Origin of the sequence: Salipaludibacillus sp. CF4.18, assembly GCF_051262595.1 — a bacterium.
GTDB lineage: Bacteria > Bacillota > Bacilli > Bacillales > Salisediminibacteriaceae > Salipaludibacillus > Salipaludibacillus neizhouensis.
Genome location: NZ_JBIMEV010000082.1, coordinates 1 through 14682, shown reverse-complemented (window position 1 = coordinate 14682; position 14682 = coordinate 1). Strand labels below are relative to the sequence as shown.

Annotated in this window: 12 protein-coding genes and 3 pseudogenes; 3 read left to right on the top strand and 12 right to left on the bottom strand. The window is 35.2% G+C overall.

Going from position 1 to position 14682, the window contains the following annotated elements:
* Positions 1–75: 75 nt before the first annotated feature.
* Both ACHABW_RS24200 and ACHABW_RS24195 read left to right on the top strand, forming a co-directional pair.
* Complete coding sequence (locus tag ACHABW_RS24200) at positions 76–1305, top strand: MFS transporter (protein WP_435759378.1); 1230 nt, start codon at positions 76–78, stop codon at positions 1303–1305.
* 164 nt (positions 1306–1469) lie between these two features.
* Positions 1470–1632 (top strand): annotated as a pseudogene (locus ACHABW_RS24195) (transposase); the annotation flags it as partial.
* 44 nt (positions 1633–1676) lie between these two features.
* Here ACHABW_RS24195 and tnpA read toward each other — a convergent pair.
* The 12 genes and pseudogenes from tnpA to ACHABW_RS24135 all read right to left on the bottom strand — a co-directional run.
* A pseudogene (gene tnpA / locus ACHABW_RS24190) lies at positions 1677–1998 on the bottom strand (IS200/IS605 family transposase); the annotation flags it as partial.
* Between the two features lie 374 nt (positions 1999–2372).
* Positions 2373–3044, bottom strand: a complete 672-nt coding sequence (locus ACHABW_RS24185) for an ATP-binding protein (protein WP_435759376.1) — start codon at positions 3042–3044, stop codon at positions 2373–2375.
* Between the two features lie 14 nt (positions 3045–3058).
* Complete coding sequence (locus ACHABW_RS24180; protein ID WP_435759374.1) at positions 3059–3856, bottom strand: PAS domain-containing protein; 798 nt, start codon at positions 3854–3856, stop codon at positions 3059–3061.
* Between the two features lie 294 nt (positions 3857–4150).
* Positions 4151–5374, bottom strand: coding sequence for a two-component system sensor histidine kinase NtrB (locus ACHABW_RS24175; protein ID WP_435759372.1), 1224 nt, complete (start codon positions 5372–5374; stop codon positions 4151–4153).
* Between the two features lie 874 nt (positions 5375–6248).
* Positions 6249–6608, bottom strand: a complete 360-nt coding sequence (locus ACHABW_RS24170) for a helix-turn-helix domain-containing protein (RefSeq protein ID WP_435759370.1) — start codon at positions 6606–6608, stop codon at positions 6249–6251.
* A gap of 20 nt (positions 6609–6628) precedes the next feature.
* Positions 6629–7315 carry a GAF domain-containing protein gene (locus ACHABW_RS24165; RefSeq protein ID WP_435759380.1) on the bottom strand — a complete coding sequence of 229 codons (687 nt, stop codon included), beginning with the start codon at positions 7313–7315 and terminating at the stop codon, positions 6629–6631.
* A 296-nt stretch (positions 7316–7611) separates the two neighbouring features.
* Positions 7612–8034, bottom strand: a complete 423-nt coding sequence (locus ACHABW_RS24160; RefSeq protein WP_435759368.1) for a hypothetical protein — start codon at positions 8032–8034, stop codon at positions 7612–7614.
* A gap of 775 nt (positions 8035–8809) precedes the next feature.
* Positions 8810–9533, bottom strand: a pseudogene (locus tag ACHABW_RS24155) (Tn3 family transposase); the annotation flags it as partial.
* Between the two features lie 422 nt (positions 9534–9955).
* Positions 9956–10957: an LLM class flavin-dependent oxidoreductase gene (locus ACHABW_RS24150; protein ID WP_435759366.1), complete on the bottom strand. Its 1002-nt coding sequence runs from the start codon at positions 10955–10957 to the stop codon at positions 9956–9958.
* 148 nt (positions 10958–11105) lie between these two features.
* Positions 11106–11666, bottom strand: a complete 561-nt coding sequence (locus ACHABW_RS24145) for a GNAT family N-acetyltransferase (protein ID WP_435759364.1) — start codon at positions 11664–11666, stop codon at positions 11106–11108.
* 315 nt (positions 11667–11981) lie between these two features.
* On the bottom strand, positions 11982–13187 hold the full coding sequence (locus tag ACHABW_RS24140) for an MFS transporter (protein ID WP_435759362.1): 1206 nt from the start codon (positions 13185–13187) through the stop codon (positions 11982–11984).
* A 41-nt stretch (positions 13188–13228) separates the two neighbouring features.
* The gene (locus ACHABW_RS24135) at positions 13229–13990 is read right to left on the bottom strand and encodes an MBL fold metallo-hydrolase (RefSeq protein WP_435759360.1); all 762 of its coding nucleotides are present in this window, start codon (positions 13988–13990) and stop codon (positions 13229–13231) included.
* Positions 13991–14108: 118 nt separating this feature from the next.
* On the opposite strand from ACHABW_RS24135, the gene ACHABW_RS24130 reads away from it, so the two are divergent.
* Positions 14109–14519 carry an Lrp/AsnC family transcriptional regulator gene (locus ACHABW_RS24130; protein WP_435759358.1) on the top strand — a complete coding sequence of 137 codons (411 nt, stop codon included), beginning with the start codon at positions 14109–14111 and terminating at the stop codon, positions 14517–14519.
* The last annotated feature ends 163 nt before the right edge of the window (positions 14520–14682 follow it).

Genomic DNA, 14682 nt, shown 5'->3' with positions numbered 1-14682 from the left:
AAATTTAAGTTATAAAGTATCCCAAACTAAAATAAAGATTTGGGATACTTTATTTATTGAAAGGGGATAACTTGTTTGGGTGAAAATACTTTACTACAAAGTCCATCTATGAACAATCCTAGCTATCGATATTGGGTTTTAGTTAGTATTGTGTTTGTTGGCGGTTTTTCACAAGGCATGCTTTTACCTATTATAGCTATTTTATTGGAAAATATCGGGATATCTTCATCTGCTAATGGTATCAATGCTGCTGCGCTATATATTGGTTATATTGTCATATTTCCATTTATTGAACAGTTTTTGCGAAAGTTTGGTTATAAGCCAATCATAACTTTTGGTTTGTTCCTATTCATTATCACACTCATGCTCTTCCCAATTTGGCAGACATTTTGGTTTTGGTTTATTTTGCGGTTAATTATAGGTATAGCAAATAATTTGATTCATATGTCGACGCAAATTTGGGTTAGTTCAACGAGTTCTCCAGAGAAAAGAGGTAGGCAATTAACCATCTATGGATTTTCCTTTGGTCTTGGTTTTGGTATTGGGCCAATGATGACACGGTTAATGGAGGTTAATTTGTCTCTTCCTTTTATTATTGCCTCCTGTTGTAGCCTAATTACATTGGGAATGTTGTTTTTACTGAGAAATGAATATCCATCTATCGAAGCCACCGAAAGTGCTTATCAGTTTAGCACATTAGAACGATATAAGAAGACACTCAAATTAAGCTGGTTCGCATTGCTTCCTGGCTTTACTTATGGTTTTTTGGATGCTAGCTTACAAAGTAATTTTCCTGTTTATGCACTTAGAATAGGTATCGAAATTGAGTTTGTTACGATGATTTTGCTTCCTAGTTTTATATTTGGAGGATTAATCACGCAATTTCCACTAGGGTATCTTAGTGATAAAATTGGCCGAATCCGTGTACTTATATTTGTACTGACGATGGGGTTTTTTGCCTTTTTTTGTATGGGATTTGTGGAACATTTATCCTGGGCAATGTGGATCTTATTTTCACTTGCAGGGACGATGCTTGGTTCCTTGTATTCCTTAGGTATCGCCTATTTAGCTGATTTATTACCTATGAATTTATTACCTACTGGGAATATTCTAATCGGTGGATTATTTGCGTTAGGAAGTATGAGTGGCCCAATAGTAGGTGGAATACTTATGGATATGATTGGTCAAGGTGCAATCTATTATTCTTTTTGTTTTCTTTTACTGCTTATGGTGATATCCGGTTGTATTTTTGAAAAAACAAGGGATCATCATGTTGAAGAAAAGCATTATTATAGTGGTACTTAAATGAGGTATATAGCCAATCTTGTTTTTTTGTAACGGTTTAGAAAACCCCTGGCTATGCGGGGGCTCCGAAGAGCTTCTAGCGTGGTAATAAAAAACCTCACTTCATGATAAGATATAGTTGGTTTCCCGACCGCTACATCTCACCATAGAGGGAGGTATGCCCAATGAAGGACATGAACAGTTTAGCACACACCACATGGAATTGTAAGTATCATATAGTCTTTGCACCAAAGTACAGAAGACAGATTATTTATGGAAAATAAAAAGAGTATAGGAAAGATTATTAGAGATTTGTGCGAAAGGAAAGATGTGATCATCCACCAATCTGAATTTCCTTACTGGAAATACACTTTAAGAGACGGCACGGAGTAAATATATTCTTGTATTTGCTTTTTATTTCTGCCCACTGTATTGACATAGAACCCTCGACACCAAATTTTCGATTTCCATATCTATATTTTAAATTCGCATGTCAATCAAATATCATCAGACTACTCTTCCCTTTTAAATAGCCCATAAATTGAGAAACATTTAATTTAGGCGGAATACTCACTAACATATGAATGTGATCGGGACAAACATTTGCTTCGTGAATTGTTACACCTTTCCGTTCGCATAAATCTCTCGCAATTTGTCCTATACTTTTTTGTATTTCCCATAAATTATTTGTCTTCTATACTTCGGGGCAAACACGTTATAGAAGTGAGGATTTTTTTACCACGCTAAAAGCTTTCCGGAACCCCTGGCATAGCCAGGGGTTTTCAAAACATAAATAAAAAATATCCCAATAGAGTGTACTCTATTGGGACGATCAATCTAACCTGGTTTCCATTGAAGATTTACTTTCAAAAAAAGCAGCCATGCGGCTGAAAATGTCAGGTCAGAAAAAAGAAAGAATTAGCATACTAACGCCGCTGTTTGGTTTTTGGTTTAACAAGGTGATCTAGGAATTGAGAATTGATCTTGAATAAATCAGTGACTTATTACGAACTTATGATCAATTTTAACCCTTATATCAAAATGAGTGGATAATGCTCATGGAAAAAATTATTTACTAATTAGTGTTTTTAAAATGATGTATTGTATGAAAATTCAAGAGAAGGTAACATGATTGTAAATGTTGTCCCTGAATTTTCTTTACTTTCTATTTGTATTTCACCTTTATGATTTTCGATAATATTAAAACATACCATTAGTCCTAATCCATTTCCCTCTTCTTTTGTAGAATAAAATGGATCTCCCAGTTTTTTTAGATTATTTTCAGATATTCCTATTCCTTCATCTTTAACAATAATGCTAACCATATCATTTTTGATGGATACTTTACATTGGAGAGTGCCTCCGCCAGGCATAGCCTCCATGCCATTTTTCAGAACATTAAATAATACTTGTTTGATCAGATTTTCATCGCATTCCACAACTACATGTTCATAATTAATATCTAAGGATATAATAATATTTTTTAAATTAAATTCTGCTTCAAGGAACTTAAATACTTTTTTAATGGTTGGGATTATATTAATTGGTTTTAATAGTATAGCTTGTGGCTTTGCTAATACCATGAACTCACTTACAATAAAATTAATTCGTTCGGTTTCTTCTAATAAAAGCTTGTAATAGCTCTTCTTCTTTTCATCCTCTTCCGTAGCATTTAAAAATTCTGTAAATCCTTTTATGGTTGTTAATGGATTTCTTATTTCATGTGCGATTCCAGCTGCTAGCTCCCCAATTGCTGACAACTTTTCAGACCTAATTAATAATTCTTGGGCATTTTTTTATCTGTTATATCATGGCGAATAGCTACATATTGATAAGGTTGTCCGTATTCGTTTAAGAAGGGAACAATGGTGGTGTGAACCCAATAAAAGGTACCATCCTTTGCACTATTTCTAATTTCCCCTGTCCAAACATTCCCATGAGCAATTGTTTTCCATAGGACTTTAAAAAAATCTTTAGAATGATAGTTCGAGTTTAAAATACGATGATTTTGTCCAATTAATTCTTCTTGATCGTATTTGGATATTTCACAAAACTTCTCATTCGCATATGTAATTGTACCTTTATGATCTGTTCGTGCAAGAATAGATGATTCGTCTAGAGCATGTTTAATATCAGATAATTCTTGATTTGAATCACCCAATTTTACAAGTGTAGATTTTAAATCTTCTTCTGTTTGTTTACGATCAGTTATATCTGTTCGAATAGCTACATATTGATAAGGTTGTCCGTTTTTGTTTAAATAGGGAACGATGGTGGTGTGAACCCAATAAAAGGTACCATCCTTTGCTCTATTTCTAATTTCCCCTGTCCAAACATTCCCTTGAGCAATTGTTTTCCATAGGACTTTAAAAAAATCTTTAGAATGATGATTCGAGTTTAAAATACGATGATTTTGTCCAATTAATTCTTCTTGATCGTGTTTGGATATTTCACAAAACTTCTCATTGGCATATGTAATTGTACCTTTATGATCTGTGATTGCAATAATGGTCGTAGTATCAATTGCTAGTAAAATATCCGATGATGCCTTTATTGGATTTATCTTTTGCATTAAAGAGTCCACCCCCTTTTAGGTCAGTTTATACTATATCTAAATTAAAGGAAACAGATGTGGTAATATTTGATTATATTTAGATATATAGACTCTTTTTTACTTATCCTATATTTTATTGCTCATCACATTTGTCACGGAAAATCATATAACGTTCTTAAATAAAAAGCTTAAAGTTTGTGAAGGCCTGTACTTAGAGCTAAAGGAGAGCGATAGCTTAAGTGAAAAAACATATTGAAGAAAAGACTCAGCTAAAATTCACCCAAAACTTTTATGTATATTACCTATTTTAGTTTATGTATTAAGTTTAAATTTTACATAAAATATAGTTCCTGTTGCAGAAGATTCACATTCTATATCTGCATTGTGACGTTGTGCAATGCTATAACATATCGGTAATCCCAAGCCTGTCCCTTGTGGTTTAGTAGTGAAAAACGGCTTATATATATGTTCTAACAACTCTTCTTTAATTCCAGTACCCTCATCTTGAAACGCTAAAATGATATGTTTATCTTTATAGTGTGTTGATATACTTAAAGTTTCACCTTCTGTCATTGCCTCAATTCCATTACGAGCAAAGTTTAAACTTAACTGTTTTATTTCATTCTTATCTAACAGTAAAAGCGGAATGTTAGGATGAAGGTTAAGTTGTAAATTTTTATTTTCTAATATCAAATCAGAATTAATTAATGGTGCAACAGTTAATATTAGATTATTTAAACAATACTCCTTTTTATCAGCTCTTTTATTCTTAGATAGGCTTAAAAATTCTGAAATAATTTCATCGACACGGTCTATCTCACTAATCATTAAATTAAAAGTATCCTTGTAATGTTCAAATTCTTTATTACTCTGAAAAATTTGAATGAAACCTTTAACAGTAGTCATAGGATTTCGCACTTCATGACCTAAACCTGCTGCCATTTGTCCAACTAGATTTAGTTGGTCTAGATGTCTAATTTGTTTTTGTAATCGGTCTTGTTCTTTTATTTTAAGTTTAAGTTCTTCATTCAAATTTTCTAATTCTAATGTCCTTTTATTGACTAATTCTGTTAAATAATTTTTATGATTTTGTAGTTCCTGCTCCATTTCTTTTAATTCTGTTATATCCGAATTAACTACAACAGCACCATTAATTTTACCCTCTAAGTCATAAATTGGAGAAGAAGAATTAAGAATTGTCTTTATTTCACCATCAAAAGATTTAATCTTAATAATTTCACCATAGGAATATTCCCCTTTTAATGCTCTTGCAGCCGCCCATTCATCCTTTGTTATTTGCTTGCCTGAATCTATCCACCATCCAATGTAATTTTTGTACTCAGACACATCTTTTGCTGAAGTGGCATTTATTCCCCATATTTCATATACAATATCATTCATATGAGTGAATTCACCATTTTTGTCAATAATAAAAACACCAACGGGAAGCGCATTAAGAACAGCTTCAAGTCGCAGATTATCTTTTAGTATCTTTTCGATTGAAATGGTATCATTTAAACGTATTTTTTTAGACATAAAGGTTGCCTCCTTAGAAAATTGAATGTTATATTAATAAAATTTAGTATACCCATATGAAATTGTTTTGTAGCCACCCAACTTTTTTCTATCATATGGGGGAAGTAATTATTTTTATATTGGTTCATCCACAGTGACTATGATAGGTATATTTGGATAATAAATAGTTCTTTTCCATTTAGTAGTTTAGTCATTTTGTAGGTGAGGCTTTTCAATTGTTTATGTATGTAGGTTTGTTTTAATTGGAATAATCTTTTTAACTTTTGCTTTGATTTTAAATTGTAATAACAAAAAACATGATTCCTAGGGGGAATTGTGAAACAGTGTACTTAAAGTAATGGGAGCGTTAGTTGAAGTAGAAAAAATTATAAAAAGTCACTGGAATTCTCGGGACTGCTGAAAAAGTCCAACTTTTAAAAGTGAAAAACACTAAGAGAAAAACGAGTCCTCAGAATCGATTCTAAGCAACGTTTAGTATATGGGGAGACATATATGTACCCCGAAAAAAGAGTATTTTTCGAAAGTCACTACTTATCACTGGTCCCGAATTCTCTAGTGCCTTTTTTATGTGAAGTATGTTGTGATTTACATTGTCAAATTGATGTTATTTATGTTGTGAAATAATATGTTTTTTAACATTTTGTACCTCACAAGTAAACCCATTAATACTCCAGCAGCTAATTTTCCCACTAGCTTGATTTTGTCATTCAGGCATGATTTACTTGCTTCTTGTCGCTGGTCATTACCAATATCTGGTTATACGTATTTCCTACGTTTTCCATTCTAGATTGATCATTACTCCCCATAATAATCCCCCCCTTCAGAACTTTGTTCACTTTAAGCGACCCTCTAGAGAAAAAAAAGACAATGAATATTACCCGATATCCATATGTCCCAACTTTATTTTACTATTTTCTTGATGCTTATCAGTCATTAGTTCAACAACCTGATGAACAATTTCTAATTCCTTTTCATTTAAACTTATTCCGTCCCATTGTAGATGTTGCTTTTGAAGAGATTCAACAGAATCAGGAATATTCGTTAATCTTAGTATATAATCTGTTGAAACATGATAAAGTTGGGCTAATGCTACTAGCTTATCGATGGGGGGATTTCTATGTCCCCCTTCATAACTTGCATAAGAAGATTTGGCGAGCCCAATTTTAAATGCAACCTCTTGCAGTGTAAACCTTTTTTCCAAGCGAAGCTTTTTCAGGCGATTTCCAACAGTCATGCGCTAATCCCCTTTCTTTATTAAATTGTCAGTCTAGCATTACCAACTTGCGTATACTCATGAATAAGATCAGATATCGTTTGAATTTCAAAACTAAACATAGAAATTTTTTCTTGAATCATTTCCACATCATCTTGTGTTAAAAGATTGTTTGGCTTATTAGAATAATGAGCAAACGTTCCAGCCAATCGACCAGTGTGTGTAAAGAATGGTATTGAGGTACAAGACTTGAAACCGTATTCAATGAAACTTTCTTTAAGGTTTGTCCAAAGTGGACTCGTTCCAATATCTGTTTGCACAACTTCTTGTGTATAAATAGCTCTTCCACATGAAGCACAATTTTCATCTAGTATTCCCTGTTCATTAACAACACTAAAGAAGTCAAAGAATTCCACTGGAATACTAGGGGCAGCACCATGAAAAATATTATTTCGTTCTCTATCATAAAACAACATAGTGACATAAATACTATCTAATACTTGTTCCAATTCTAAACACATACGAGCTAGCTCCATTTTGATTTCCAAGAAATCCGATTCACTTTTAGTAATTACACCATTAACCACAGCATTCAGTAAATGAACTTTTATGTCTGTTTCTTTTTTACCCAAGAGAGGATTAATTATTTTTAGTTGTTCTTTAATGTTTTTCTTTAGATTGTACTCACGTAAACTTTCAACAACATCTTGATGATTTGAACCATTCATCAATTTTATCAGACCCCCTTCCAAATTTATACAATTAAAAATTTTCTGTCTACTTCACTATCATACAATATAAAACTAAATAATAGTAATAACAATTTTTCATCATAATCATGTATACACTATTTTATTATATAAATTACATATTTACCCTTATTATTGCTTCGTTTGCTTTGGGCAATTCCATACCTTTTTCCCAAATCAAAATATTATCTTCTGGGGTTCCATAATAAATCGGGAAGGACCTACTGATTCCTCATTTCCCGGTACCATTATTTATGGTCAGTTTTAGACTTGTTTTAGTTCGCCTTCCACCGTTCGACGGTTGTTAGTGAGCCTTTTATCATATCATCCACACTTTCCTCTTTCTGCCTTTGAAAAACTGGTTCAACTTCCTCCTGTTTCAGCCAATGCATATATTTAAGATGAATATCGTATAGCTTTTCAGTCGGTATTTCTGATAAGTCCCGCACCGTAAGTTCCTCTTGTATTTTTTTTAACTGTTCACCGATGATTTCAATTCGAGCTTTTTTCCCTACAAAATATTGCTCCTGTAAATCCTCCATCTCCATTGCTTTTAAATTTGCAACAGCGTATTCAAACTCCTTTGACCAGTCAATAAGAGTTGATTTAGCAACACTTAATTCTCTTGCCATTTTATCAAAGCTATTCCCTGCCGCTCTCAACTCAATGAACTTGTGTTTAGTTTTAGAATCCTTCATTGTTATCACCCCATAGTAGTTTTTTATTAAACTGTAATTGAATCATGCATTCAATTACTCAAGTGGAAACCCTATTTGTACTTTCGCCATTTAAATCACCTACCTTTTATAAAAGCGAAATAAGGGATAAAAGGGAAATAAGCTGTATTAACACACAATATAATGAATCATGGTACTTCTAAATAAGCTAATTAATCATGTTTATTGATCGTAAATAGTTTTGTGCCTGCTTTACTACCAAATTATAACCATTATTGGTTATGATTTTCCTTGTCCGTTTTCCGTTATAACAAAGCTCTTATTATCGTTAATGAACTAATAAATTTACTGCATTCAATTGTTCAACAGTTAATCCATGTTCCCTTTTGTAGCCTTTGTCATTTATGACACACCACCTTTTCTAGAAATATAATCTATATATCTTTCAAATTGCCGAAGCACATAACAAACATTTTCTTTCTATTATGTTTATAAAGGTATACTTTTAGGATGTGTCTATAAACCTATAAATTTACGTTTAAAAAGGTTATAGAACAATTTTATAAACGTTTAAAAAATAACTGTCACCTTTTTAATCAAGAGCGCATCTGAATTCTCCACGTTAGAGTATTCAACCATAGCGCCTGATTGTTGAAGATCATTTTTCTATTGCATAGTATCGTTGTACTGCGCAGCAAAAGAACCTTTTATAAAAGTTTTGCTACTTTGTCTGGTTCTTTTTCTATTGCGATATTCATCGTTCATCAACTGAGATCCAGTTGTGTGAGGAATTCTAGCGTTGGAGTTGCTCTTGAAGTCCGCGCTCTCTTAATTCGCCTCGTTTACCAAAGAATATCGATCGTGCAAGACCATTCATTGCCTCGCCTTTGTTTAGTCCTTTTTGCACTCTACGCCGTAAAGCTTCACTCGATATATAATCTAATATATAAATGGTTTTTTCTATTCTGCCCATTTCCCGAAGGGCAGTTGCTAATTTGTTTTGCCGGGAATAAGAACCCAATTTACTCATAATTAGTGAACCAGATACTTTTCCTTCTCTAATTGAATGCGCTAGTCTGAGTACATCATCATAATTATCATGTATTAACTTTGTATTAATTCGTCCTCGCAAAATGCTTTCAATTTTGGGCAAGTCTCGAGGTTTTCCCATCGCATAAAGTTTTGTATCAGAGAGATCCCTTAGCCTTGGAGCAAATCGAAAACCGAGAATGTAACTTAATCCGAATACCTGGTAGACCATGACAATTCCAAATAATATGGGGATGAATGCGCCAGTAGGGCCCCGATTTGATATTTAGACCCTCCAATAAGGAAATGATAATTCCGGCGATGATTGTGGTGTAAATCCCGTATTCTGGTTTTACTTCGGAGGCGATCGCAAAAGCCATTCCAAGCGGAATGGCTATTACGCCAACTACAACTCCTGCCAATAAATCTTTTTGAAAAGCCGCTAAGTTATATCCTTTAAAATTACCGGACAAAAAGAATTTCTGCCACATACTCTTACCTTCTTCTATTGTATATTTGAATATACTACAAACAAAATACACATGATTATATTTAAATTGTCAAAGAGAATAAAGAGGAGAGGAGCTTAAAGATGAAATAGCAAGTTGGATAAAATATGAAAGTAAAGTATACATTAATATACCATGCGTTCGTAAAAGTACACTTATACAGACAAAAGAGGAAGAGCAGTGCTAATTCAGCATCGCTCTTCCCCTCTCCTACTTTGCGGTTATAATGAACCCTACTTCTTTCTAATCAGCTGTCATATGTTATCTTACATTATTTACGAGGAAAAATATCCTTTTGAACTTACGGCATTTTAAGATTCTATGAATAATTTTTGTCACTATACAAGACATCAGTCTTCTTAATACGCAATCAAAATTAACCAGATTTATAGAAGTACTACCTTTTATTCAAATAAGACATCAATGACCTGCTTGAAAATATCATATGAATGAATTTCCTTTTTTGGTTCGTAGATATTGGATAGGACAATGACTTCATCTACTTGGTAAGTCTGTTGGAATTCAATTACTTGCCTACGTATTGTTTCTGCATCTCCCATGATTGTATATCCTAATCGATGATGAAGAATTTCTAATTCAACTTGTGATAACGATTCAAGAAATCCTTTAGTTGGCGGGATAAGCTGACTTAAATTATTTGTATAGATATCGATATACACCTGCAAATGGCTGGCGGAAATCAAAGCTGCCTCTTCCATTGAATCTGCTGCAATCACATTTATAGCAGCGATCACATAAGGCTCTTGTAAATAAGCAGACGGTTGGAAGTTTTCTTTATAAATCGCGAGTGCTTCCTTCATCACCTCAGGTGAAAATTGAGCTCCAAAAGCATATGGCAGTCCCAGATTCGCAGCGATTTTAGCTGAACCGGTTGAGGAACCTAAAATTAGGACCGGAACATTCGTCCCTAAGCCTGGATAGGCACGAACCTCTTCTTGTACTCCCTCATTTCCTAAATAACGCAGAATGTCCCGGACTTCCCGTTCAAAGAAAAACACGCCGTTATGATTTGAACGGCGAATTACATCTGCTGTTTTTTGATCTGTTCCCGGTGCACGCCCTAACGCTAAATCTACACGGTTTGGATACAAGGTTTCGAGGGTCCCAAATTGCTCTGCAACAACTAACGGAGAATGGTTCGGCAGCATAATCCCACCTGAACCTACACGGATGTTTTCGGTATTCGCTAATATATGTTGCACAATTGAAACGGTAGCTGCACTTGCATAAGCATCGTGATTATGGTGTTCTGCAAACCAAATCCGTTTATAGCCCATTTTATCGACAGCTTTTGCTAATGATACCGCAGAATCAATTCCTTGTTTCATTGTTTCACCTTGTCTTAATGGAGCAACAGATAAAACAGATAGATCAAATTTCTTCATCAGTTCACCTCTTAAAATGTACTATTTGCCTCGGTGCCTGTACCGATTGGTATTTCTTCTCTACAGCAGCGGAGGCCGTTTCACCAACGCTCCTGCACTTTACCCTTTAACTTCTTTAGTTCTAAGCTCCTTCGTTAAAGAGGTTAATTTAGAATTCCATAGATGATGTTATTTGAGGTTTGAAAACTGAAAATAGTAAAGCTCCTGCAAATTTTTCTAATAAAGCATAAAACTCTTCTATATGAACCTTGCCTCCATGAATCATAACCTCGTATAAACCCCAGCGATCTCTATATAAAAATGTTGAGCTTTCATAACCATTCCGGGTATAGAACTTTCTTCTAGTTACCCTTTGCGCGTAATTGCTTGCTGTCTCATCGATAACTTCTATATTGAGTATTACTCGATTGTTCGGGTACTTCTCTTTAATTTGAGCGAGTGCACGGCCGCCATACCCTTTTGACCTGGCATCACCATCTATTGCTATATACAGGACGTATGTTAAATCTTTATCGGTTATTAAGTAAGTAAAGCCAATATATTTACGCTCGTCGTATATAACGAGAAAATCAACAAAATCTCGCTTTGCTTTCCACAATAAAAGGTTCATAGGAATACGTTCATTTTTAGGGAATGATCCATAATACAACTCCTTTACCTTAGCTAATTCACTGTGGGTTTTTGTTAGTGGTTCTAGTTTTATTTTCATGCGATCCACTCCTGTAAGTTACTCTTTTCCACCATCATTTAAGCCCGATCCATAATAAATAAGCATTTAAATATTGAGAAAAAAGGTTTTGAATAAAAACAAATAGAGATTGCGGGATGAATTTGTTCCGCAACCTCTTTGCCACTGATTAGAAGACTGCGTTGGCACCTATTTTTACTGGGATAAATAATACTTTTTCATTCTGAAAATAGAATTAAACTTGTTCATCAAATTCACCTTGCCAGCAATTGTGCAGTTAGAAGCTAGTTGCTGCAAAACCTATGCTTCGCTAGTTGCAATTGACCTTTGCACAGGTTATTCTTTTCCATCCATTAAGCTCCTGGGATCTACCTTTTCTTTTTTTCCATACAGTAAGTAATAGAGGAAAGACGTCGCAATAACCGCGATTCCCAAAATCATGTACATAACAGGATAGCCGGTTATTGGTATCACAAGCCCCAACAGAGATGGGCCAAATCCATTTCCGATGTCAAAAAAAATGAAGAACGTGGCAGTGGCGAGCCCCATACGATGAGGTGCAGCGACTGTCACTGCAATAGTTTGGCTGATGGAAGAGATATTCCCGAAACCAAATCCAATTAAAGCAGCTGCGATTAAAAGAGTTACAGCGCTGCTGGCTGTACCGAGGAGAAGCATTCCGGCACCGAACACGAAAAAAGCCGGATACATCACATAATTTGGCCCTATACTGTCCATCAACCGGCCGGTGAACGGCCGTGATATCAAAACGGTCACAGTATAAACAATAAAGAAAAAGCTGGCTGTATCCACCAACTCCAGCTCAATCGCGTATAGATTTATATAAGAAAGAACACTAGAGAAGCAGAAGGTCATGATGAACACAATGAAACTGATGGGAAGTGCTTTCGGCTCAATGAAATCGGAAAGTTTAAAGCTTTTGCCTTCCTGTTTCATTTCTGCCTTTTCTATTTTAGGCACACTGACGAAGAAGCCAATCACTGTACTCACCATCCCCAATAGAAGGCAAAAGATAAAAATCATGTCAAATTCGGTGTGCTGGGCCATATACAGACCAACGAACGGACCAAGACCGGTAGCCATCGCTGTACTGACAGCAAAGTAGCCAATTCCTTCTCCTCTTTTTGATGCCGGTATCGCGAGGACAACTAGGGTCCCGATCACAGTAGTCGCAATACCAAGTGTAATCCCGTTCAAAAATCGGCTAATAATGAAAAAAGTAAGCCCATAATCTACAAGGTACAGGAGAATCGTCAACGTAAAGAAGATAAGTCCGATCACCAATAGTCGTTTGTATTCGATTCTGGCAACAATTCCCCCGGTAACCAGCCGCCCTGCCAATGCACCTATGATGAAAATGCCAGCTACCAGACCTGCCTGCCCTGTAGTGGCATTAAATTCTTTTAGCGCATAAAGAGCGATTGTGGCATTTAATAAAAGGTAAACAAAGATCAAGAAAAAATTGACTAAAGAGAGAATGATGAAATCTTTGGTCCATAATTTCGGTTTTAGTTGCTTCACCACTTTACTTCCTCTCTTTGATATCTTGCCCACTTGTCACCTTAGATTGTGTAGGATTCACCGTCTGCTGGCACGAAAACCTGGGAAGAGAAACCTTTTTCTACCACGAAGTTTTTCAATTCTTCTTTAGATAGTCCCCAGTGATTGGCAGATTCCATATGGACAGCGATTATCGTTGCATCAGGTGCCGCTTGATGAACTTCGTAAACATCCTCTTTCCCCATTACAATTGAACCGCCTTCCAGGAATTGATTGTCCCCTGCATTTACCACAAGGACTCCTGGTTTGTAGGCATTGATTGTTTCCAGGACGCCTTCAAACCATACCGTATCCCCGGCTACATATAAGGTTTTCTCGTCTTGGTGCTTGAAGACAACACCCGATACCTGTCCCATAAGGTTTACCATAGCCCCTCTACCGTGCTCGCCTTTTGTCTTGATCAATCGGATGCCTTCAAAGATTGTATCTCCCTGCAGAACCTCCACATTTTGGAAACCGGCACTTTGGACTTCTTTCGCGTCATCTTCGTTTTGAACGAACAGTTTTATTTCTTTTGGCAATGCCTCTTTGGCCGCATCGTCCCAGTGATCCAAATGCAAATGAGTAACAATAACCGCATCTATATCATTGATAATTTCATTGATTGGAACCGGTAAGCTATCGAGTGGGTTATTTTGGTCTTGTCTTGCTGAATTCGGAAAAGGTGGGTAAGCACCTTTCTCTCCCAAAAACGGATCTACTAAAAACTTTTTCCCGGCATATTTGATAACCAATGTTGCGTTTCTGATTTGCTGTATGTTCATATTCTTAACTCCTTTAGTTTGAATTACGTTAAGTGTATAATAAGAACACTTTAGTAATACACAGCATAAATTAAGTCTTTTTGCCGTTTGACTTTATTAATGAAGGGATTTGAAATAAATGTTGGATCACACAGATCTGCAGATCTTGGAGGAACTTTCCAGGAACAGCCGCATCTCGATGAAAGAATTGGGGGAAAAAATCCATTTAAGCGGACCCGCCGCTTCAGCGCGGGTGGAGAAATTAGAAAACAGCGGAATTATTGAGGGCTATACTATCAATATAAATCAAGTAAAAATGGGGTATTTTGTCCATGTCTTGATAAACATCTTCACCAAAAGCACCTATCATCAGCCGTATCTGTCTTTCTTGAAGACACAAGAGCAATATGTGATCAACAACTATAAAATCAGCGGTGACAGCTGCTATCTTCTTGAATGCAAATTTCCATCCAACCAGAAACTGGATGAGTTTCTAATTAAATTAAATGAGCATGTGAACTATAAATTATCAATTATCATTAATAAATAGCTCACTCTTATAAAGACCTTAGTGTAATGAATACCTTTAAAAAGTTTCATTACACTAAGGTCTTTTAGATGTCAGCCCGAGTAATTATTTATGATCAAGCGTTCGTAAAAGTACACTTTTACAGACAAAAAGGGAGAGAATATTTACTTTAATTAGCCTCTTC